This is a genomic window from Enterobacter sp. A8 (genome assembly GCF_004296595.1).
In the GTDB taxonomy this organism is placed as follows: domain Bacteria; phylum Pseudomonadota; class Gammaproteobacteria; order Enterobacterales; family Enterobacteriaceae; genus Enterobacter; species Enterobacter cloacae.
This window is the reverse complement of the sequence record NZ_SCMF01000002.1, coordinates 537831-558603: the sequence shown is the minus strand read 5'-3', so window position 1 is coordinate 558603 and position 20773 is coordinate 537831. Positions and strand designations below refer to the sequence as shown.

The window sequence follows — 20773 nt, the reverse complement described above, 5'->3', positions numbered from 1 at the left end:
CGTTAAACGTGAAAGAGAGAGAAGCCTATGTTTGGTGGAAAAGGCGGTCTGGGTGGCCTGATGAAGCAGGCTCAGCAGATGCAGGAAAAAATGCAGAAGATGCAGGAAGAGATCGCTCAGCTGGAAGTCACGGGTGAATCCGGTGCCGGTCTGGTCAAGGTGACCATCAACGGTGCGCATAACTGCCGCCGCGTTGAAATCGATCCAAGCCTGCTCGAAGACGACAAAGAGATGCTGGAAGATCTGGTTGCAGCCGCGTTCAACGATGCCGCTCGCCGTATCGACGAAACCCAGAAAGAGAAAATGGCCTCTGTATCCAGCGGTATGCAACTGCCGCCGGGCTTCAAGATGCCGTTCTGATGCAAACCAGTCCGCTGCTCACGCAGTTAATGGAAGCGTTGCGCTGCCTGCCGGGCGTAGGCCCGAAGTCGGCGCAGCGTATGGCGTTTACGCTATTGCAGCGCGACCGCAGCGGCGGGATGCGCCTGGCGCAGGCTCTGACCCGCGCCATGTCAGAAATTGGTCACTGTGCGGATTGCCGTACTTTTACCGAGCAGGACGTCTGTAATATTTGCTCGAATCCGCGTCGTCAGGAGAACGGTCAGATTTGCGTGGTGGAGAGTCCGGCGGACATCTATGCCATCGAACAAACCGGGCAGTTCTCTGGCCGCTATTTCGTGCTGATGGGGCATCTCTCCCCGCTGGACGGTATTGGCCCGGATGATATCGGTCTTGATCGCCTTGAACAGCGTCTGGAGTCCGAGACCATCAAAGAGGTGATCCTCGCCACCAACCCCACGGTGGAAGGGGAGGCAACCGCCAACTACATCGCCGAGCTGTGCGCGCAGTACGGCGTTGACGCCAGCCGTATCGCTCACGGCGTGCCGGTTGGCGGCGAGCTGGAGATGGTTGACGGCACCACGCTGTCGCACTCTCTGGCCGGACGTCACAAGATTATTTTCTGACCAAACGGAGGCGGCATTCGCAGCCTCCGCTTGAAAATTTCCCTGCTTATCCCCATCTCTCCCTCAACGTTTTACAACCCCATTAAATGGCATTGTTGAGGTCGACTTAGATGAAAGGACAAGAAACCCGTGGTTTCCAGTCAGAAGTAAAACAGCTTCTGCACCTGATGATCCATTCCCTGTATTCCAACAAAGAAATCTTCCTGCGTGAGCTGATTTCCAACGCCTCCGATGCGGCGGACAAGCTGCGTTTCCGCGCGCTGTCTAACCCGGATCTGTATGAAGGCGACGGCGAGCTGCGCGTGCGCGTCTCTTTCAATAAAGAGAACCGTACCCTGACCATCGCCGATAACGGCATCGGCATGAACCGCGACGAGGTGATCGACCACCTCGGGACTATCGCCAAATCCGGGACCAAAGCGTTCCTGGAATCAATGGGCTCTGACCAGGCGAAAGACAGCCAGCTGATCGGCCAGTTCGGTGTGGGCTTCTATTCGGCGTTTATCGTGGCGGACAAAGTGACCGTGCGTACACGAGCGGCGGGCGACAGCGCGGAAAACGGCGTGTTCTGGGAATCTAAAGGTGAAGGTGAATACACCGTTGATGACATCACCAAAGCGGATCGCGGCACCGAAATCACCCTGCACCTGCGCGAAGGCGAAGACGATTTCCTGAACGACTGGCGCGTGCGCTCCATCATCAGCAAATATTCCGACCACATTGCCCTGCCGGTTGAGATTGAAAAACAGGAAGAGAAAGACGGTGAAACCGTGGTCTCCTGGGAGAAAATCAACAAGGCGCAGGCCCTGTGGACGCGCAATAAGGCTGAAATCAAGGACGACGAATACAACGAGTTCTACAAACACATCGCCCACGACTTTACCGATCCGCTGACCTGGAGCCATAACCGTGTGGAAGGTAAGCAGGAGTACACCAGCCTGCTGTATATCCCGTCGCAGGCGCCGTGGGATATGTGGAACCGCGATCACAAGCACGGTCTGAAGCTTTACGTTCAGCGTGTCTTCATCATGGACGACGCCGAGCAGTTCATGCCGAATTACCTGCGCTTTGTCCGTGGCCTGATAGATTCCAACGATCTGCCGCTGAACGTCTCCCGTGAAATTCTGCAGGACAGCACCGTGACCCGCAACCTGCGTAACGCGCTGACCAAACGTACGCTGCAGATGCTGGAAAAACTGGCGAAAGACGACGCGGAAAAATACCAGACCTTCTGGAAGCAGTTTGGCCTGGTGCTGAAAGAAGGCCCGGCGGAAGACACCGCGAACGTAGAAGCGATCGCCAAACTGCTGCGCTTTGCCTCTACGCACACTGACTCCTCCGCGCAGACCGTGTCGCTGGAAGAGTACGTTTCCCGCATGAAAGAAGGGCAGGAGAAGATCTACTACATCACCGCCGACAGCTACGCCGCGGCGAAGAGCAGCCCACACCTGGAGCTGCTGCGTAAGAAAGGCATCGAAGTGCTGCTGCTTTCTGACCGCATCGACGAGTGGATGATGAACTACCTGACCGAGTTCGACGGTAAGCCATTCCAGTCTGTTGCCAAAGCCGATGAATCCATCGACAAGCTGGCGGATGAAGTAGATGAAAGCGCGAAAGAAGCCGAGAAGGCGCTGGAGCCGTTCGTTGAGCGCGTGAAAACCCTGCTGGGCGATCGTGTGAAAGAGGTGCGCTTCACCCACCGTCTGACCGATACGCCGGCGATTGTGACTACCGATGCGGACGAAATGGGTACCCAGATGGCGAAACTGTTCGCCGCGGCAGGTCAGGCGATGCCAGAAGTGAAATATATCTTCGAGCTGAACCCGGATCACCCGCTGGTGAAACGCGCGGCGGATACCCAGGACGAAACCCGCTTTGCCGAGTGGGTTGAACTGCTGCTGGATCAGTCTCTGCTGGCCGAGCGCGGCACGCTGGAAGATCCTAACCTCTTCATTAAACGTGTGAATGCGCTGCTGCTGGCGTAATTGACCACGCCTCCCCTGGTCTTCTCCCTCTCCCCGTGGGAGAGGGCCGGGGTGAGGGCACCAGACCGCACTCCCCCAAATTATCTCCCCCCATTAACCGTTTCAGCCCTCCCGCCTTCCTTGAGCCGCATCCGTTCTGGTGGTATTGTTTAGCGCTTTTGAAAAATTGAATCGACTTTTGAGGGGATTTTCGCAATGCGTATTATTCTGCTTGGCGCTCCGGGCGCGGGTAAAGGAACTCAGGCTCAGTTCATCATGGAGAAATACGGTATTCCGCAAATCTCCACCGGTGATATGCTGCGCGCCGCTGTTAAATCTGGCTCTGAGCTGGGTAAACAAGCGAAAGACATCATGGACGCTGGCAAACTGGTGACCGACGAGCTGGTTATCGCTCTGGTCAAAGAGCGCATTGCTCAGGAAGACTGCCGTAACGGTTTCCTGCTGGACGGCTTCCCACGCACCATTCCTCAGGCTGACGCCATGAAAGAAGCGGGCATCAACGTAGACTACGTGCTGGAGTTCGACGTACCAGACGAGCTGATCGTTGATCGTATCGTTGGTCGCCGTGTGCACGCTGCTTCTGGCCGCGTTTACCACATTAAATTCAACCCACCTAAGGTTGAAGGTAAAGACGACGTAACCGGCGAAGAGCTGACCACCCGTAAAGACGATCAGGAAGAGACCGTGCGTAAGCGCCTGGTGGAATACCATCAGATGACTGCGCCGCTGATCGGCTACTACACCAAAGAAGCGCAGGCGGGTAACACCAAATACGCGAAAGTTGACGGCACTAAAGCCGTGGCTGACGTTCGTGCAGAGCTGGAAAAAATCCTCGGCTAATCGCACTGCTCTCACCCGGGGCCCCGGGTGAGAATATTTCTCATCTTACCTATTACAGCAATGGGTTCCGTTTAAACGCATTTCCGCTACAATTGACAACCATTCAAATGGTTAAGAGGCGTGAATGAGTCAGGCGAAAACCGGCATCCTGCTTGCCAATCTGGGCACCCCAGAAGCACCTACGCCAGAAGCGGTAAAACGCTATCTGCGACAATTTTTAAGCGACACGCGCGTTGTGGATACCCCAAGACTGCTGTGGTGGCCATTACTGCGTGGCGTGATTCTGCCCATTCGTTCACCGCGCGTCGCCAAACTCTATCAGTCTGTCTGGATGGAAGAGGGCTCGCCGCTGATGGTCTACAGCCGTCGTCAGGAGAAAGCGCTGGCTGCCCGCCTGCCGGATATGCCTGTCGCACTCGGCATGAGCTATGGCAAACCGTCTCTGGAAAGTGCGGTCGACGCGCTGCTGGCGCAGGGGGTTGAGCACATTGTGGTGCTGGCACTCTACCCGCAGTACTCCTGCTCGACAGTCGCTGCGGTGTGGGACGAACTGGCCCGCATTCTGGCGACCCGCCGCCGCATTCCGGGCGTGACCTTTATACGCGACTACGCCGATAACGAACTCTATATCAAAGCGCTTGCCAGCAGTGCCCGCGCGTCGTTTGAAAAACACGGCGAGCCGGATCTGCTGCTGTTGTCCTATCACGGCATTCCGCAGCGTTTCGCTAACGAAGGGGATGATTATCCGCAGCGCTGTCGCGATACTACGCGTGAGCTGGTGTCCGCGCTCGGCCTGCCGCCGGAGAAGGTGATGATGACTTTCCAGTCGCGCTTTGGTCGCGAGCCGTGGTTGACACCGTATACGGACGAAACCCTCAAAATGCTCGGCGAGAAAGGCGTGAAGCATATTCAGGTAATGTCCCCGGGCTTTTCGGCCGATTGCCTGGAAACGCTGGAGGAGATCGCGGTGCAAAACCGGGAGTTTTTCCTTGAGGCTGGTGGTGAGAAGTACGAGTACATTCCGGCACTTAACGACGCTCCGGAACATATCGACATGATGGTCTCGTTGGTGACCAACAGCCGCTGATCGCACTCAGGGCCGGGTTTGTGCTACCATTCCCGGCCCATATTCTATGCACAGTTCAGACCATGAAATTTCCCGGTAAACGCAAATCCAAACACTACTTCCCTGTTGATGCCCGCGATCCGCTCCTGCAGCAAATCCAGCCTGAAAATGAAACCAGCGCGGCATGGGTCGTCGGTATCGATCAGACGCTGGTGGACATTGAAGCGAAAGTGGATGATGCGTTTGTCGCCCGTTACGGTCTGAGCGCCGGCCACTCGCTGGTGATCGAAGACGACGTTGCGGAGGCGCTCTATCAGGAGCTGGTGCGTGACAACCTGATCACCCATCAGTTTGCCGGTGGCACTATCGGCAATACCATGCACAACTACTCCGTTCTGGCAGACGACCGCTCAGTGCTGCTCGGCGTGATGTGCAGCAACATCGAAATTGGTGGCTACGCCTACCGTTACCTGTGCAATACCTCCAGCCGTACCGATCTTAACTATCTGCAGGGTGTTGACGGCCCCATTGGCCGCTGCTTTACGCTGATCGGTGAATCCGGCGAGCGTACCTTTGCCATCAGCCCTGGCCACATGAACAAGCTGCGTGCCGAGAGTATTCCCGAAGAGGTGATTGCGGGCGCGTCGGCGCTGGTGCTCACCTCCTACCTGGTGCGCTGCAAGCCGGGCGAGCCGATGCCGGAAGCCACCATGAAGGCGATTGAGTACGCGAAAAAGTACGATGTGCCGGTGGTCCTGACGCTGGGAACAAAATTTGTGATTGCCGACAACCCGGAGTGGTGGCAGGCCTTCCTGAAAGAGCATGTCTCGATTCTGGCGATGAACGAAGAAGAAGCTGAGGCTCTCACCGGCGAGAGCGATCCGCTGCTGGCCTCCGATAAAGCGCTGGACTGGGTGGATCTGGTGCTCTGCACCGCCGGACCGGTAGGGCTGTATATGGCAGGCTTCACGGAAGAAGAGAGCAAACGCAAAACCCAGCATCCGCTGCTGCCTGGCGCCATCGCCGAGTTCAACCAGTATGAGTTCAGCCGTGGCATGCGTTATAAAGACTGTGTTAATCCGCTGCGGATCTACTCGCACATCGCCCCGTACATGGGCGGCCCGGAGAAGATCATGAACACCAACGGCGCGGGCGACGGCGCGCTGGCGGCACTGCTGCATGACATCACCGCCAATGCCTACCACAAAACCAACGTGCCGAATTCCAGCAAACATAAGTTCAGCTGGCTCACCTATTCGTCGCTGGCGCAGGTATGTAAATACGCGAACCGCGTCAGTTATCAGGTGCTGAACCAGCACTCCCCGCGCTTAACGCGTGGCCTGCCGGAAAGGGAAGACAGCCTCGAAGAGGCGTACTGGGACAGGTAAAAGAAAACCCCTCACCCTAACCCTCTCCCCACAGGGGAGAGGGAACTCAAACACCCTCGCCCCTGTGGGGAGAGGGCTGGGGTGAGGGGACCAGGCCGCACAAGCTAGCCCGTCACCTCTTCTTCAACCGGCGGCTTCGCCAGCAGCGCCAGCATCGTATTCGCAATTTCGCGCTCACCCATCACCACCTGATTCGCACCCCGTTCGGTGATGTAATCCACCTCGTCGTCGTAATGGGCGCGGGCAATGATCTCAATCGTTGGGCATTTCTCACGTGCTGTGGCCACAATCTCACCCGCTTCGTAGCCGTTTGGAATGGTCAGCAGCAGCCAGCGGGCGCAGTCCAGATGCGCCAGGTTCATAATTTCTTCGTTCGCCGCATTGCCCAGCACCGCGCGAATACCGCGCTCGCGAAGCTCATCGACGCGGGTACGCGAGGTTTCAATCACCACCAGCGGGATCCCCTGCGCCATCAGCTTCTCGCCGAGCAGGCTTCCCACGCGGCCAAAGCCGACCAGCAGGGCGTGGTTGCAAATATCCACCGGGATCTGCTTCTCTTCTTCAATGGCCTCTTCGAGCGTCTGCTCTTCAAGGGTTTCGGTTTTATCGAGATATTTTTCCAGCAGCGCGAACAGCACCGGGTTCAGCATAATCGAGAGGATCGCTCCCGCCAGCACCAGGTTCTGCCCGGCCTGCGGCAGCAGGTTCAGCGCCATCCCCAGACCCGCCAGAATAAAGGCGAACTCACCAATCTGTGCCAGGCTGGCGGCGATGGTAAGAGCGGTACGCGGCGAGTGGCCGAACATTCGCACCAGGAAAAAGGCGGCGACCGACTTACCAAAGATGATAATCGCCAGCGTCCCCAGTACGGCCAGCGGCTGCTGAACCAGAATCATCGGATCAAACAGCATCCCGACGGAGACAAAGAACAGCACCGCGAAGGCATCACGCAGGGGGAGGGTGTCGTGCGCCGCTCGGTGGCTCAGTTCGGATTCGTTCAGCACCATCCCGGCGAAGAACGCGCCAAGGGCAAAGGAGACGTCAAAGAGCTCCACTGCACCAAAGGCAATCCCCAGCGCCAGCGCAAGGACGGAAAGGGTGAACAGTTCACGCGAGCCGGTGGCCGCGCTGCGCGACATGATCCACGGCACCAGACGGCGGCCTACCAGCATCATGATGGCGATAAACGCCACCACTTTTCCGATGGTGATGCTCATATCCAGCGCCAGCGAGGCAAAGCCGAGGGTGTCTTTTTCCATCATTCCGGCGACGGCAGGCAGCAGGACCAGCGTCAGCACCATCACCAGATCTTCAACAATCAGCCAGCCGATTGCGATTTGTCCGCGCTGGCTGTCTATCAACTGCCTCTCTTCAAGCGCGCGCAGCAGCACCACGGTACTGGCGGTTGAGAGACACAGCCCAAATACGATGCCGGTCATTAACGACCAGCCCAGTACGGCTGAAAGCGCCATGCCCAGCAGCGTCGCCACCCCTATCTGGGCGATCGCTCCCGGTATGGCGATCGACTTTACCGCCATCAGGTCCTTCAGGGAAAAATGCAGCCCCACGCCAAACATCAGCAGAATCACGCCCAGTTCCGCCAGTTCAGGTGCCAGTTTGGTATCCGCAACGAAGCCAGGCGTAAACGGTCCCGCCAGTACCCCGGCTAACAGATAGCCCACAAGAGGGGAAATACGCAGTTTATTGGCAATCATGCCGAGAATAAAAGCGAGCACAAGTCCACCAACAATGGTGGTGATAAGCGGTGTGGCGTGGTGCATTCCGTCTCCTTTCGTTGTGGGTGTTCCATTTTGGTGAAAACCAAAAACCGAGTAATAGTTTATGACAATTTTTACCCTTGTGTTTATGAATAATTGTTGAAGTTTGAATAAAACGGCAATATGCCTCAGAAAAGGCAGGTTTTGATAAATTCAGAGAAGGGATGAACAGGAAAGCCTTATGCCATGAGGGCATCAGGCTGCCAAAGTTACACTTTGGCAGCCATGAAATTACGCTTTATGACGATTATCAGGCAGGAATATGGTCAACATCCCCAGAAGTGGCAGGAAAGCGCAGATTTTATAAACCAGGAAGATACTGGTGTGGTCGGCAACCATACCTAACACGGCTGCACCAAGGCCGCCCATGCCAAAGGCGAAACCAAAGAAGAGCCCGGAAACCATACCAATACGCCCCGGTAACAACTCCTGCGCATACACCAGGATAGCCGAGAACGCCGAAGCCAGAATAAAACCAATAATCACCGTTAAAATGCCCGTCCATTCAAGGCTGGCGTAAGGCAAAATAAGGGTAAAGGGAGCAACGCCAAGGATAGAGCCCCAAATAACATATTTACGGCCGATTTTATCCCCGACTGGCCCGCCAATCACCGTCCCTGCTGCGACGGCAAACAGGAAAGCAAACAGATGGAACTGCGCGTTTTGTACCGATAATCCGAATTTTTGCATCAGGTAAAAGGTGTAATAGCTGCTGATGCTCGCCATATAGAAATATTTCGAGAAAATCAGCACCAGCAGCACGGACACGGCCAGGATCACCTTATTGCGTGGAAGGGGATTGATAACCTTCACTTTTGGTTTGCCTTTGTTTACGCGGTGCTGTGCGGCATACCAGCGGCTGATCTGGGCGAGCACAACGATCGCCAGCAGGGCGGCCAGCACAAACCAGGCGACGTTACCCTTGCCGTAGGGGGCGATGATCACTGCCGCCAGCAGCGGGCCGAGGGAACTGCCAAAATTACCGCCCACCTGGAAGAGTGATTGCGCCAGCCCGTGGCGCCCGCCGGAGGCCATACGTGCCACGCGGGAGGACTCCGGATGGAAGACCGACGAGCCGGTCCCCACCAGCGCGGCGGCAAGCAGCACCGCTTCAAAACTGCCCGCCATAGCCAGCAGCACCAACCCGCTCAGGGTGAAGCACATGCCAATCGGCAGCGACCACGGCATCGGATATTTATCCGTCCAGTAACCGACGATAGGTTGCAGTAGCGAAGAGGCCAGCTGGAAGGTCAGGGTGATCATCCCAATCTGCACGAAGGTTAATGAAAACTCGGACTGCAGCAGCGGGTAAATCGCCAGGATCAGCGACTGGATCATGTCGTTGAGCAGATGGGAGAGGCTAATAGCGCCTAAGACTTTAAATGAGGTGCGCGAGGGTGGCGGCGACGCCGGCGCGCCCGAAACGGGCTGGGTTGATTCACTGATTGCCATAAATACCACGTCGTTAGTGATGAAAAATGCAGGGGGTAATTATTATCCAACTAACATACCTGCCAGCGACATTTGAAGAAAGTCGCAATTATGAAAACTTATTTGTCTATTCTTGTTACTCACTGTAATTTTTGCATTTGTCTATTGGTCAGGGAGAGAGAAGATGAAGTTAATGAAGCATGGCGTCGCGTTGGCGCTGCTCGCCGCCTGGGGTCTGGCAAGCCTGCCCGCACAGGCGTATGAAAAAGACAAAACGTATAAAATTACGATCCTGCATACCAACGATCACCACGGCCATTTCTGGCGCAGCGAGTACGGCGAATATGGTCTCTCCGCGCAAAAAACGCTGGTGGATGGCATTCGTAAAGAGGTTGCCGCCGAAGGGGGCAGCGTGCTGCTGTTATCGGGGGGCGATATCAATACCGGCGTGCCGGAGTCCGATTTACAGGATGCCGAGCCTGATTTTCGTGGCATGAATTTAATCGGTTACGATGCGATGGCCGTCGGAAACCATGAGTTTGATAACCCGCTGAGCGTGCTGCGCCAGCAGGAAAAGTGGTCCAAATTCCCATTCCTCTCCGCCAATATCTATCAGAAAAGTACAGGTGAACGCCTGTTTAAACCGTGGGCGCTGTTTAAGCGTCAGGATCTGAAAATCGCGGTGATTGGCCTCACCACGGACGATACGGCAAAAATTGGCAACCCGGAGTTCTTTACCGATATCGAATTCCGTAAACCGGCAGACGAAGCGAAGCTGGTGATTCAGGAGTTGCAGCAAAACGAAAAACCGGACGTGATCATCGCCACCACCCATATGGGACATTACGACAACGGCGAGCATGGTTCTAACGCGCCGGGCGATGTTGAAATGGCGCGCAGCCTCCCTGCGGGCTCGCTGGCAATGATTGTGGGTGGTCACTCACAAGATCCGGTGTGCATGGCCTCGGAGAATAAAAAGCAGGTGGATTATGTTCCCGGCACGCCGTGTGCACCAGACCGTCAGAACGGGATCTGGATTGTGCAGGCGCACGAGTGGGGTAAATACGTTGGCCGTGCCGACTTTGAGTTCCGTAACGGCGAGATGAAACTGGTGCATTATCAGCTCATCCCGGTCAACCTGAAGAAAAAAGTGACCTACCCGGACGGGAAAAGTGAGCGCGTGCTCTACACCCCGGAGATCCCCGAGAACCCACAGATGCTCTCCCTGTTAACCCCGTTCCAGAATAAAGGCAAAGCGCAGCTGGACGTGAAAATCGGTACGCTGAACGGGCGTCTGGAAGGGGACCGCAGCAAAGTCCGTTTCGTACAGACCAATATGGGGCACCTGGTGCTGGCGGCACAAATCGCGCGCACCGGCGCTGATTTTGGTGTGATGAGCGGCGGCGGGATCCGTGATTCCATCGAAGGCGGGAATATCACCTATAAAGATGTGCTGAAGGTGCAGCCGTTTGGCAACGTGGTGGTTTATGCCGATATGAGCGGGAAAGAGGTGATTGAGTACCTTACCGCCGTGGCGCAGATGAAGCCGGACTCCGGCGCCTATCCGCAGTTCGCTAACGTCAGCTTTGTGGCCAAAGACGGCAAGCTCAACGATCTCAAAATCAAGGGTGAGCCGGTTGATCCCGCGAAAACCTACCGTCTGGCAACCTTAAGCTTTAACGCCACCGGCGGCGACGGTTATCCGCACATCGATAACAAACCGGGCTATGTGAATACCGGCTTTATTGATGCCGAGGTTCTGAAGCAGTTTATCGAGCAGAATTCACCGATCGACGTGAATGCGTATGAGCCGAAAGGCGAGGTGAGCTGGCAGTAACGTTGTGCGGCCTGATGCCCTCACCCCAACCCTCTCCCACCGGGAGAGGGCGCGAACACAAAAAACGGTAACGTCTGTTACCGTTTTGCTTTTACCTCGCAGCTGCCACCCGGTTTTTTCTTTTAATCCCTGCGCGCAATATCCGCAAACTTCGCATCCAGCATTTTGGCCAGATCGCCTGCGGCCAGTTCGATATCCAGCCCGCGCTTGCCGCCGGAAATATAGATGGTTTCAAATTCCTGCGAAGGGGCGTCAATCAGCGTTGGCAGGCGTTTTTTCTGCCCGAGCGGGCTGATCCCGCCCACCAGATAACCCGTGGTGCGTTGCGCAACCATTGGGTCTGCCATATCTACCTTTTTCGCTCCCAGCGCTTTGGCCACTTTCTTCAGGTCCAGTTGACCAGCCACGGGCGTGACCGCGACGGCGAGATGCTTCATATCGCCATTCACGGCCACCAGCAGCGTTTTATAGACCTGGTCGGCGTTCAGCCCCAGTTTGCGCACCACTTCATCACCAAAATTGGTTTCGTTCGGATCGTGATCGTAAGTGTGGATCCGGAAAGAAATTTTGTTTTTTTCGAGTAATTTAACGGCGGGAGTCATAGCTATCCTTCTTACGACAGACAATTCATGCTGACAGCATACGCCTGACGTTTGTCTAAAAAATAGCACCATCTTGCGCAATAGTATTGGCAGTGATGGTCACTTTGAGCGACAATCGGCTCAACCGAAGGTCTCCTTCGGCATAATAAAAACGATGAAATTCCTCTTTGACGGGCCAATAGAAATATTGGCCATTTTTTTATTTCAGCAGCGACGGCAAGTTTCCTTCTCCGTACAAATGTAATGCCCCCACCGCAACCACGTAATGCCCGGCAGGTAACGCATGCAGCGTCTGCCGCCATGCCGCATTGCGTGCATTCATCAGCACATCATACAGCGATTCACTGAACGTCGACGGCAGCGTTAATTTCCCCTCAGCAGGCGGGGCATCCAGCCACCAGCCAATCATGGTTTGCAGCAGACGGGCGTTGGTATGCCAGTGCGTTAGCGTATCATCAAGAAGAATGAGACCGTCATCAGGCAGCTGGCGAAGGAGGGCAATCTGGCTATCGGTACCTTCCAGCTCAATGATCGGCAGACGTCGTGCCCGGGCCGCATTCAGCAGCTGGTAATCAATACCGTAATCACCGCGCAGACCCAGACGCTGCGCCTGCGTCGCCTGTAATATCATGGCAATCTGCCAGAGCGGCAGGGTGTCCAGCATCGAGAGCGAAACGCCGGTTTCATCCGCCACGCGCGTCAGTTCGGCGAGCTGAGCCTCGTCCAGACGGTCGGCCAGGGTCAAATCGCTCTCCAGCCCGGCAAAGGGAGACTCGTGGCCTGAAATATCCGCCTCAACCACCAGCGCATCGGCCTGCTTCAGGAGGGATAACAGACCAGAGGGCAGCGGAGACATATCCTGCGTGCCCATATGTATGCTGCCCACCAGGTGCAGATGCTGACCGCCGGGGAGCGAGATATCCATTCCGGGCCAGGTATAACGGCGGGGGAAGAGGGCGCGAAACGATGTTTTTATACGGCGAAACAGACTCATACGCGCTCCATAAACGGAAAGGTTCATGCTAACGCGTGGGGAAGGGCGGCGCAACAGGTGAACGTCGGCACGTTTCGTAGGCCTGATACGCGCAGCGCCATCAGGCAAAAAAGCCGGGTGGCGCTGCGCTTCCCCGGCCTGCAACGTATTACGCTTTCGGTTTAAAGCGCAGCAGACGGTTGGCGTTACTCACTACGGTAATGGAGGAGAGCGCCATCGCCGCACCTGCGACCACCGGGTTAAGCAGCGTACCGGTCAGGGGCCACAGAATGCCGGCAGCAATCGGGATACCGAGCGAGTTATAGATAAACGCACCCAGCAGGTTCTGCTTCATGTTGCGCAACGTGGCTTTCGAAATCGCCAGCGCATCGGCAACACCCATCAGGCTGTGTCGCATCAGTGTGATAGCTGCCGTCTCAATGGCAACGTCGCTTCCGCTTCCCATGGCAATCCCCACTTCTGCCTGTGCCAGCGCCGGCGCATCGTTAATACCGTCGCCAACCATCGCGACCTGGCGCCCCTGCTGTTGCAGCGTCTTAATGGCGTCCGCTTTGCCGTCCGGCAGGACACCGGCAATGACTTCATCGATCCCCGCCTCTCTGGCGATGGCGTTGGCCGTGGTTGGGTTATCCCCGGTTAACATCACCAGGCGGTAGCCCGCGCGGTGCAGTCGTTGTAAGGCATCCACACTGTCCTGACGTAACGGATCGCGCACGGCCAGCAGGGCCGCAATATGACCGTCCACCGCAAGCAGCACAGGGGTTGCGCCCTGCGATGCCTGGGCATTCAGTTCACTTTCCAGCGCTGAAGTTGCTATGCCGTTTTCATTCATCAGGGCCTGGTTACCCAGCAGCAATGTGTGCCCTTCGGCCTCACCGCTGACGCCTAATCCGCGCAGGGTGCGGAAGTTGTTCACCTGCGGCAGGCTGGCCTCACCGGCTTTCTCAATGATGGCTCGCGCCAGCGGGTGGCTGGAGCCTTGTTCCAGGGCCGCGGCGAGACGCAGCGCATCTGCCTCCGCGAAGCCTGAGGTATGCACGGATACAACCTGCGGTTTACCTTCGGTCAGGGTACCGGTTTTATCAAAGACCAGCGTGTCGAGAGTGCTGGCGCGTTGCAGGGCATCTGCATCACGCACCAGCACGCCAAACTCGGCGGCGCGGCCCACGCCGGAGATAATCGACATCGGCGTCGCAAGGCCGAGCGCGCAAGGACAGGCGATAATCAGTACCGTGGTGGCGATCACCAGGGTATAGACAATTTGCGGCGCCGGGCCGAAGAAATACCAGATAGCCGCGCTCAGCAGCGCGATGCCCACTACTACCGGCACAAAAATGGCGGAGATTTTATCGGCCAGCTGACCTATTTCAGGCTTACTGCTCTGTGCCTGGCGCACCATGCGGATAATACGGGACAGCGTGGTATGGCTCCCCACCGCACTGGCGGTGAACAGCACGCTGCCGTCCTGCACCACCGTACCGGCATGCACGCCATCACCCTGTGATTTCTGCTGCGGAATGGGTTCCCCGGTGAGCATCGCTTCGTCAAACCAGGCTTCGCCCTGCGTAATGTCTCCGTCCACGGGAACACGGTCACCGGTGGTCAGACGCAGCGTCATACCGGGCTGAACCTCGGCCAGCGGAACGCTTTTTTCTCCGTCGTCAGTGACCACGCGGGCGGTTGGTGGGGTTAAATCCAGCAGCCGCTCCAGCGCCTTTGAGGAGCGCTGACGGGCACGGGCTTCCAGCATATGGCCCAGGTTAATCAGGCCGATGATCATCGCGCTCGCTTCATAATAGAGATGGCGGGCTTCCATCGGGAACCACTGTGGCCAGACGTTCACGCTCATGGAGTAGAGCCATGCCGCACCCGTGCCGAGTGCCACCAGCGTATCCATGGTTGCGGTGCGGTTTTTCAGGCTCTTCCAGGCGCTGGAGTAGAAATATCCGCCTGCAAATACCATTACACCAAGCGTAATAATACCAATGACCAGCCACAGCGTGCGGTTATCGTCGGTGACCATCATGTTGTCACCGATCATGCCCCACACCATCACCGGGATCCCGACCAGCAGCGCAACAATGGCCTGCCAGCGGAAGCGTTTCATGGTGGCGATAGCCGTTTCCTGCTGGCGTTCGCGGCGTTTGGCATCATCTTCGATGGCCTCTGCGCCATAGCCCGCTTTTTCAACGGCCTGCACTAATTCTGCGGCGGAGGCACTGCCCATGACCAGCGCAGTACGCTCCGCAAGATTGACCCGTGCCTGCGCGACTCCGGGTACCGCCTGCAAGGCATTTTGCACCCGGGAGACGCAGCTGGCGCAGCTCATGCCGTTGATCAGCAGCTGTTGGCTGTCATCGATATCATCAGCTGCCGGAAGCTCAGGAGTGGCCGCTGTCAGTGCTTCCGACGGGGATGATGACTCTGCCAGCGGTTTAGCCTTTGGGTGGCTCAGCTCCGCCCCATAACCTGCCTGTTTGATGGTATCAATCAGCGCTTGCGCACTGGCGCTGCCGGTGACGGCGGCGTGATCGATAGTGACGTCAGCGCTTTCGACATCAGGACGCTGTTCCAGACTTTCTTTTACGCGTTTGACACAGTGGCCGCAGGAGAGGCCGTCCAGTGTCAGGTCAATTGTGTGAGACATAACAAAACTCCCGTATAATGAACTGGTCAGTTGTTGACCGGAGTAACGCTTTTCGCTAACTGTTATGAAGGTTAAACCTTCCATCAAGGGGAAGGTCAAGGGGGAAATGTGAATATCAGCGATGTTGCGAAAAAAACCGGATTGACCAGCAAAGCAATCCGCTTTTATGAAGAGAAGGGGCTGGTGACGCCGCCGCTGCGCAGCGAAAACGGCTACCGTAGCTACACGCAACTGCATCTGGACGAGCTGACCTTACTGCGTCAGGCGCGTCAGGTGGGTTTTAACCTTGAAGAGTGCGGTGAGCTGGTGAATCTGTTCAATGATCCAAAACGCCACAGTGCAGATGTAAAAAAACGGACGCTGGAAAAAGTGGCGGAGATTGAACGGCACATTACGGAACTGGAAGCGATGCGCAAGCAGCTGCTGGCGCTGGCGGAATCCTGCCCGGGAGATGACAGCGCCGACTGCCCGATTATCGATAATCTTGCCGGCTGCTGTCATCGTAAGGCGCAGGCTTAGCAGGCTTTCACCCGAAGCGTAATCCCTTCCACCGCGATGACCTCAACCCGCGTCCCGGCGCTGAGGTCATCGTCGGCCACCACCGGCCAGGAGCTATCGCCCACGCGCATATGTCCGCGGCCGTTCACCAGCGCGGTCTCAAGCGTAAAGCGCTGGCCGACGATCTGCTGTCCACGCTGATTGAGATGGGTATCCAGCGGTTTTTGCTCGTTAACCTGACGGTTCAGCCAGCGCCACCACAGCCAGGCGGCCACCAGCGTCAGCACGGCAAACAGCGCACCCTGCCACGCCCAGTCCAGGGGAAGCAGCCAGACCAGCAGCCCGGTAATCACCGCGGCCACACCGCTCCAGAGCAGATAACCGTTGCCACCAAGCATCTCTGCGGCCAGCAGTAAGCCACCCAGGCTTAGCCAGAAAGCATGAGGATGTGCGACGATCAGCTCAATCATTTTTTGCGCTCGTTTCCGCTGTCTTTGATAAGTTCAGCAATCCCGGCGATGGAGCCCATCAGACTACTGGCATCCAGCGGCATCATCACCACTTTGCTGTTATTTGCCGAGCCGATCTCTTTCAGCGCATCGGTATATTTTTGCGCGACAAAGTAGTTCACGGCCTGGATGTCACCGGCGGCAATGGCCTCGGATACCATCTGGGTTGCGCGGGCTTCCGCTTCGGCAGAACGTTCACGCGCCTCTGCCTGCAAGAAGGCAGACTGGCGATCCCCTTCCGCTTTCAGAATTTGCGACTGTTTTTCCCCTTCGGCTTTAAGGATCTCCGCCTGACGCACCCCTTCGGCTTCCAGAATATAGGCGCGCTTGGTTCGTTCTGCCTTCATCTGGGCGTTCATCGAAGCGATAAGCTCCGCAGGTGGGCGAACGTCCCGGATTTCAATGCGGGTCACTTTAATGCCCCACGGGTTTGTCGCTTCATCAACAATGTGCAGCAGACGGGTGTTGATGCTGTCACGCTGAGAGAGCATTTCGTCCAGCTCCATAGAGCCGAGTACTGTACGGATGTTGGTCATCGTCAGATTAACAATCGCTAGCTCCAGGTTGCTCACCTCATAGGCGGCTTTGGGCGCATCAATTACCTGAATAAAACAGACGGCATCGATGGTGACGTTGGCGTTATCCTTCGAAATAACTTCCTGCGAGGGGATATCCAACACTTGTTCCATCATGTTGATCTTGCGACCAATTCTGTCCATGAAGGGAACAATCAGGCTCAAACCTGGCTGGAGTGTATTGGTGTAGCGGCCGAAGCGTTCAACGGTCCACTGATATCCCTGCGGGACAATTTTGACCCCGGCGCCCACAATAACCAGCGCAACGAATATAAGGACAGGAACAACGATAAGCATAAAAACCTCCTGTTTTGCATGCTGTTGATGAGTAAAAATGCATGTTTATTGTTCATCAGTATATCGGCTATCGGGCTGAAATTCGCCTCTGAAAATAGGCTGGGAAGGGACAAAGGATTATGCTACAGACGATTTTTACCAGAAGCGGTTAACGGAAGCGGAATGAACGATCAAAAAAACATATTACATCTCAGGGATGTCGGGTTTCGTGTTGGGGGGAATACGATCCTTCAGCACGTCGAATTTTGCCTTTCACCGGGCGAGTTTAAATTAATCACCGGGCCGTCAGGCTGCGGCAAAAGCACGTTACTGAAAATTGTGGCTTCACTGCTAAGTCCTACGGAGGGAACCGTTCTGTTTGAGGGCAACGATATTGCGACCCTCTCCCCGGAACGCTATCGCCAGCAGGTCTCTTATTGTGTACAGACCCCTTCACTGTTCGGCGAAACGGTCTATGACAACCTGATCTTCCCGTGGCAGATTCGCCAGCAAACGCCGGAGCCGAATAAATTTATCGCTGACCTGGCCCGCTTTGGCCTGGCGCAGGAGACATTGACCAAATCCATTAATGAGCTCTCCGGGGGCGAAAAGCAGCGCGTTTCGCTGATTCGTAACCTGCAGTTTTTACCGAAGGTGCTGCTGCTGGACGAGATCACCAGCGCGCTGGATGAGGCCAACAAGCGCAACGTGAACGACATCATCCATCGCTACGCCAGTGAACAGAATATTGCCGTGCTGTGGGTGACGCACGACGCAAATGAAATTGCCCATGCGGATGATGTCATCACGCTGCAGCCGCAGGGTGGGAAATGGCAGGAGGCAAACCATGGGTGAGCATAATATCACCAACGCATCGCTGGCGTTTTCCATGGTGCTGGTACTGGTGGCGATTTTAGTGAGCTACCGGGAAAAGCTGGGGCTGGAGAAAGATATCCTCTGGAGCATCTGCCGCGCGGTGATTCAGCTCATCATCGTTGGCTATGTGCTGAAGTACATCTTTAACGTCAACCACGCGGTGCTGACGCTGCTGATGGTGCTGTTTATCTGCTTCAACGCAGCGTGGAATGCGCAGAAGCGCAGCAAATATATCGATAAGGCGTTTGTCTCGTCATTTATTGCCATTACGACCGGGACCGCGCTGACGCTGGCGGTGCTGGTGCTATCTGGCTCTATTGAGTTTACGCCGATGCAGGTGATCCCCATCTCCGGGATGATCGCCGGGAACGCCATGGTGGCGGTAGGGCTGTGCTACAACAACCTTGGCCAGCGCTTCAGCAGTGAGCAACAGAAGCTGCAGGAGAAGTTAAGCCTGGGGGCCACGCCAAAAGTGGCGTCGGCGCGGCTGATTCGTGAGAGTATCCGCGCGTCGCTGATCCCCACGGTGGATTCGGCGAAAACGGTCGGGCTGGTGAGTCTGCCGGGGATGATGTCAGGGCTGATCTTCGCTGGCATTGATCCGGTGAAAGCGATCAAATATCAGATCATGGTGACCTTTATGCTGCTCTCCACGGCGAGCCTGTCGACCATCATTGCCTGTTATCTGACGTATAGGAAGTTCTACAACGCGCGCCACCAGCTGGTGGTCACACAGCTAAAAAAAGCGGATTAAGCCTGTTTGTGTAGGCCCGGTAAGCGTGAGCGCCACCGGGCATTTTTTTAGTAGAGCAGCGCGTACAGCTGACGACGGTACTTCGAGGCCAGCGCATCGCCGGTACCCAGCGCGGCCAGGATCTCCTGGAACATTTTCCGCGCCTGACCGTCTGCGGCAGCCAGATCGTTTTGCAGGTGGCTGAACAGCAGTTCCAGGGCCTCTTCATTTCGACCCACCTGATGCAGCTGGAGTGCCAGCTGGCTTGCCAGCGCTGCGTCGGCCGGGTTATCGGCAACCTGCTGCTGGAGTTGTTGGATTTCCGGGGTATCCGCCGCCTGTTTCAGCAGATCAATTTGCGCCACCAGGCCCTGATAGCGGGTGTCCTGATCCTGCAACGGGATCGTTTTTAGCACGGCTTCAGCATCTTCTGAGCGGTGCAGGGCAATCTGCGTTTCAGCCAGCAGCAGGCCAATCTGGCTGTTCTGCTTAGAGAGCTGCCAGGCGTCTTTCAACAGCGGCAGGGCTTCGTCGTATTTACCTTCCTGCATCAGCGCCATGGCTTCCTGCGCTTTTAGCTCCTCCTCACGCGGCAGCACTTTATCCAGCAGGGCGCGGATCGCCTCTTCAGGCTGCGGTCCCTGGAAGCCATCAACAGGCTGTCCATTCTGGAAAAGATAGACCGTGGGGATGGCGCGCAGGCCAAACTGTGAGGCCACCATGGGTTCTGCATCACAGTCCAGTTTGGCGAGAATAAACTGGCCATTGTATTGTGCGGCAAGGCTTTCGAGGACCGGCGTCAGCTGCAGACAGTGTTGGCTGCGTTCAGACCAGAAGTAGAACAGTACCGGTTTAACCATCGACTGTTCGAGGACCTGTTGCAGGTTTGCTTCAGTAATATTGACGATATTCTGTACGGACATGCGGTATTCTCTTTTATCGGTTTGTTATTTACATGGGGGTGAGCGTCGTCGCTTCAACTCAACCGTGTAAAATTTTGTCCATCATCCGGCCCGGCAGCAGACGTTTTAACCAGCCTACGGCATGGGTGACCAGCGTTACCGGATAGCGCATTTTTGGGTTATCGCTCTCAAAAGCATGGCGCACTTTCGCAACAACCGCTTCCGGCCCAAGGGTAAAACGTGCGGCGATGCCGGGGTTTTCGACCGGTTTGTCCGCCTGCGTCTGGTTGACGTTATCCGTAAAACGGGTGCGGATGGGGCCGGGTTCAATCAGGCTCACCTTAATCCCGCTGTGACGCAACTCCATGCGCAGGGCGTCCGACCATGCTTCCAGCGCATATTTGCTGGCGGCATACGCGCCGCGGCCGGGGGTAGAAATCAGCCCCATCACCGAGGAGGTCATCACGATACGCCCTTCACCGTGAGGCAGCATCGCCGGAAGCAGGCGCATGGTGAGCTGATGCACACCGAAAAAGTTGCTGGAAAACTGTTGTTCAAGCTGTTCGCGGGAGATCGTATTCAGCGGGCCATAGAGACCGTAACCGGCATTATTGAACAGACCGTACAGACGGTTGCCGGTAAGGGCGATCACCTCATCGGCGGCGCGTTCAACGCTTTCCGGTGAGTCCAGATCCAGCAACACGCTGGTGAACCCCATCCCGTTGAGGCGTTCCACATCGTCAGGTTTACGGCAGGCCGCCAGCACCTGAAATCCCTGACGCTTTAATTCGAGCGCGCTTTCAAGACCAATTCCGCTGGAACATCCTGTAATTAAGACCGATTTTTGCATAACTTTACCTGTCAGGATCTC

At 56.3% G+C, this 20773-nt stretch carries 19 protein-coding genes; 10 read left to right on the top strand and 9 right to left on the bottom strand.

Annotated elements, in window-relative coordinates; translation table 11 throughout:
* Positions 1–27 precede the first annotated feature (27 nt).
* From EQV24_RS10720 to EQV24_RS10695, 6 genes are all read left to right on the top strand, one after another.
* Positions 28–360, top strand: coding sequence for a YbaB/EbfC family nucleoid-associated protein (locus EQV24_RS10720; protein ID WP_003858972.1), 333 nt, complete (start codon positions 28–30; stop codon positions 358–360).
* The gene (gene recR / locus EQV24_RS10715) at positions 360–965 is read left to right on the top strand and encodes a recombination mediator RecR (RefSeq protein WP_013095898.1); all 606 of its coding nucleotides are present in this window, start codon (positions 360–362) and stop codon (positions 963–965) included. Before EQV24_RS10720 ends, recR begins: the two co-directional genes overlap by 1 nt.
* 110 nt (positions 966–1075) lie before the next feature.
* The gene (htpG, locus tag EQV24_RS10710) at positions 1076–2950 is read left to right on the top strand and encodes a molecular chaperone HtpG (RefSeq protein ID WP_023620089.1); all 1875 of its coding nucleotides are present in this window, start codon (positions 1076–1078) and stop codon (positions 2948–2950) included.
* A gap of 195 nt (positions 2951–3145) precedes the next feature.
* Positions 3146–3790 (top strand): adenylate kinase, encoded by a 645-nt coding sequence (adk, locus tag EQV24_RS10705; protein ID WP_006809841.1) that lies wholly within the window; start codon positions 3146–3148, stop codon positions 3788–3790.
* Positions 3791–3914: 124 nt separating this feature from the next.
* Positions 3915–4877 (top strand): ferrochelatase, encoded by a 963-nt coding sequence (gene hemH / locus EQV24_RS10700; RefSeq protein WP_013095900.1) that lies wholly within the window; start codon positions 3915–3917, stop codon positions 4875–4877.
* Between the two features lie 62 nt (positions 4878–4939).
* Positions 4940–6244, top strand: a complete 1305-nt coding sequence (locus EQV24_RS10695) for an inosine/guanosine kinase (protein WP_020685011.1) — start codon at positions 4940–4942, stop codon at positions 6242–6244.
* Between the two features lie 104 nt (positions 6245–6348).
* On the opposite strand, the gene ybaL is transcribed toward EQV24_RS10695, so the two are convergent.
* On the bottom strand, positions 6349–8025 hold the full coding sequence (gene ybaL, locus EQV24_RS10690) for a YbaL family putative K(+) efflux transporter (protein WP_040021505.1): 1677 nt from the start codon (positions 8023–8025) through the stop codon (positions 6349–6351).
* 228 nt (positions 8026–8253) lie between these two features.
* Positions 8254–9474 carry an MFS transporter gene (locus EQV24_RS10685; RefSeq protein ID WP_013095903.1) on the bottom strand — a complete coding sequence of 407 codons (1221 nt, stop codon included), beginning with the start codon at positions 9472–9474 and terminating at the stop codon, positions 8254–8256.
* 163 nt (positions 9475–9637) lie between these two features.
* Between EQV24_RS10685 and ushA the strand changes: the two genes are divergently transcribed.
* Entirely contained in the window at positions 9638–11290 is a 1653-nt protein-coding gene (ushA, locus tag EQV24_RS10680; protein ID WP_013095904.1) for a bifunctional UDP-sugar hydrolase/5'-nucleotidase UshA, read from the top strand.
* Between the two features lie 122 nt (positions 11291–11412).
* Here the strand turns inward: ushA and ybaK are convergent, their stop codons facing one another.
* From ybaK to copA, 3 genes are all read right to left on the bottom strand, one after another.
* Positions 11413–11892, bottom strand: a complete 480-nt coding sequence (gene ybaK / locus EQV24_RS10675; protein WP_010428207.1) for a Cys-tRNA(Pro)/Cys-tRNA(Cys) deacylase YbaK — start codon at positions 11890–11892, stop codon at positions 11413–11415.
* A 199-nt stretch (positions 11893–12091) separates the two neighbouring features.
* A complete protein-coding gene (locus EQV24_RS10670) occupies positions 12092–12886 on the bottom strand; it encodes a TraB/GumN family protein (RefSeq protein WP_013095905.1) in 795 nt (264 codons plus the stop codon).
* A 148-nt stretch (positions 12887–13034) separates the two neighbouring features.
* Positions 13035–15533: a copper-exporting P-type ATPase CopA gene (gene copA, locus EQV24_RS10665; protein WP_130626559.1), complete on the bottom strand. Its 2499-nt coding sequence runs from the start codon at positions 15531–15533 to the stop codon at positions 13035–13037.
* 108 nt (positions 15534–15641) lie between these two features.
* Between copA and cueR the strand changes: the two genes are divergently transcribed.
* Entirely contained in the window at positions 15642–16052 is a 411-nt protein-coding gene (gene cueR / locus EQV24_RS10660; RefSeq protein ID WP_013095907.1) for a Cu(I)-responsive transcriptional regulator, read from the top strand.
* Here cueR and EQV24_RS10655 read toward each other — a convergent pair.
* Both EQV24_RS10655 and EQV24_RS10650 read right to left on the bottom strand, forming a co-directional pair.
* The gene (locus EQV24_RS10655; RefSeq protein WP_020685017.1) at positions 16049–16501 is read right to left on the bottom strand and encodes an NfeD family protein; all 453 of its coding nucleotides are present in this window, start codon (positions 16499–16501) and stop codon (positions 16049–16051) included. The genes cueR and EQV24_RS10655 overlap by 4 nt on opposite strands.
* Positions 16498–17412, bottom strand: coding sequence for an SPFH domain-containing protein (locus tag EQV24_RS10650; RefSeq protein ID WP_008499312.1), 915 nt, complete (start codon positions 17410–17412; stop codon positions 16498–16500). The genes EQV24_RS10655 and EQV24_RS10650 overlap by 4 nt, the downstream gene beginning before the upstream one ends.
* Before the next feature lie 162 nt (positions 17413–17574).
* Between EQV24_RS10650 and fetA the strand changes: the two genes are divergently transcribed.
* On the top strand, positions 17575–18246 hold the full coding sequence (gene fetA, locus EQV24_RS10645; RefSeq protein WP_038982815.1) for an iron ABC transporter ATP-binding protein FetA: 672 nt from the start codon (positions 17575–17577) through the stop codon (positions 18244–18246).
* Positions 18239–19021 carry an iron export ABC transporter permease subunit FetB gene (gene fetB / locus EQV24_RS10640; protein WP_020685020.1) on the top strand — a complete coding sequence of 261 codons (783 nt, stop codon included), beginning with the start codon at positions 18239–18241 and terminating at the stop codon, positions 19019–19021. The genes fetA and fetB overlap by 8 nt, the downstream gene beginning before the upstream one ends.
* A gap of 47 nt (positions 19022–19068) precedes the next feature.
* Here fetB and EQV24_RS10635 read toward each other — a convergent pair whose 3' ends face one another.
* Positions 19069–19923, bottom strand: coding sequence for a co-chaperone YbbN (locus EQV24_RS10635; protein ID WP_013095911.1), 855 nt, complete (start codon positions 19921–19923; stop codon positions 19069–19071).
* A gap of 58 nt (positions 19924–19981) precedes the next feature.
* The gene (locus EQV24_RS10630; RefSeq protein WP_013095912.1) at positions 19982–20752 is read right to left on the bottom strand and encodes an SDR family oxidoreductase; all 771 of its coding nucleotides are present in this window, start codon (positions 20750–20752) and stop codon (positions 19982–19984) included.
* Positions 20753–20773: the final 21 nt, after the last annotated feature.

Coding starts and splice junctions, on each gene's coding strand:
- EQV24_RS10720 (WP_003858972.1), top strand. CDS start 28: ATGTTTGGTGGAAAAGGCGGTCTGGGTGGCCTGATGAAGCAGGCTCAG.
- recR (WP_013095898.1), top strand. CDS start 360: ATGCAAACCAGTCCGCTGCTCACGCAGTTAATGGAAGCGTTGCGCTGC.
- htpG (WP_023620089.1), top strand. CDS start 1,076: ATGAAAGGACAAGAAACCCGTGGTTTCCAGTCAGAAGTAAAACAGCTT.
- adk (WP_006809841.1), top strand. CDS start 3,146: ATGCGTATTATTCTGCTTGGCGCTCCGGGCGCGGGTAAAGGAACTCAG.
- hemH (WP_013095900.1), top strand. CDS start 3,915: ATGAGTCAGGCGAAAACCGGCATCCTGCTTGCCAATCTGGGCACCCCA.
- EQV24_RS10695 (WP_020685011.1), top strand. CDS start 4,940: ATGAAATTTCCCGGTAAACGCAAATCCAAACACTACTTCCCTGTTGAT.
- ybaL (WP_040021505.1), bottom strand. CDS start 8,025: ATGCACCACGCCACACCGCTTATCACCACCATTGTTGGTGGACTTGTG.
- EQV24_RS10685 (WP_013095903.1), bottom strand. CDS start 9,474: ATGGCAATCAGTGAATCAACCCAGCCCGTTTCGGGCGCGCCGGCGTCG.
- ushA (WP_013095904.1), top strand. CDS start 9,638: ATGAAGTTAATGAAGCATGGCGTCGCGTTGGCGCTGCTCGCCGCCTGG.
- ybaK (WP_010428207.1), bottom strand. CDS start 11,892: ATGACTCCCGCCGTTAAATTACTCGAAAAAAACAAAATTTCTTTCCGG.
- EQV24_RS10670 (WP_013095905.1), bottom strand. CDS start 12,886: ATGAGTCTGTTTCGCCGTATAAAAACATCGTTTCGCGCCCTCTTCCCC.
- copA (WP_130626559.1), bottom strand. CDS start 15,533: ATGTCTCACACAATTGACCTGACACTGGACGGCCTCTCCTGCGGCCAC.
- EQV24_RS10655 (WP_020685017.1), bottom strand. CDS start 16,501: ATGATTGAGCTGATCGTCGCACATCCTCATGCTTTCTGGCTAAGCCTG.
- EQV24_RS10650 (WP_008499312.1), bottom strand. CDS start 17,412: ATGCTTATCGTTGTTCCTGTCCTTATATTCGTTGCGCTGGTTATTGTG.
- fetA (WP_038982815.1), top strand. CDS start 17,575: ATGAACGATCAAAAAAACATATTACATCTCAGGGATGTCGGGTTTCGT.
- fetB (WP_020685020.1), top strand. CDS start 18,239: ATGGGTGAGCATAATATCACCAACGCATCGCTGGCGTTTTCCATGGTG.
- EQV24_RS10635 (WP_013095911.1), bottom strand. CDS start 19,923: ATGTCCGTACAGAATATCGTCAATATTACTGAAGCAAACCTGCAACAG.
- EQV24_RS10630 (WP_013095912.1), bottom strand. CDS start 20,752: ATGCAAAAATCGGTCTTAATTACAGGATGTTCCAGCGGAATTGGTCTT.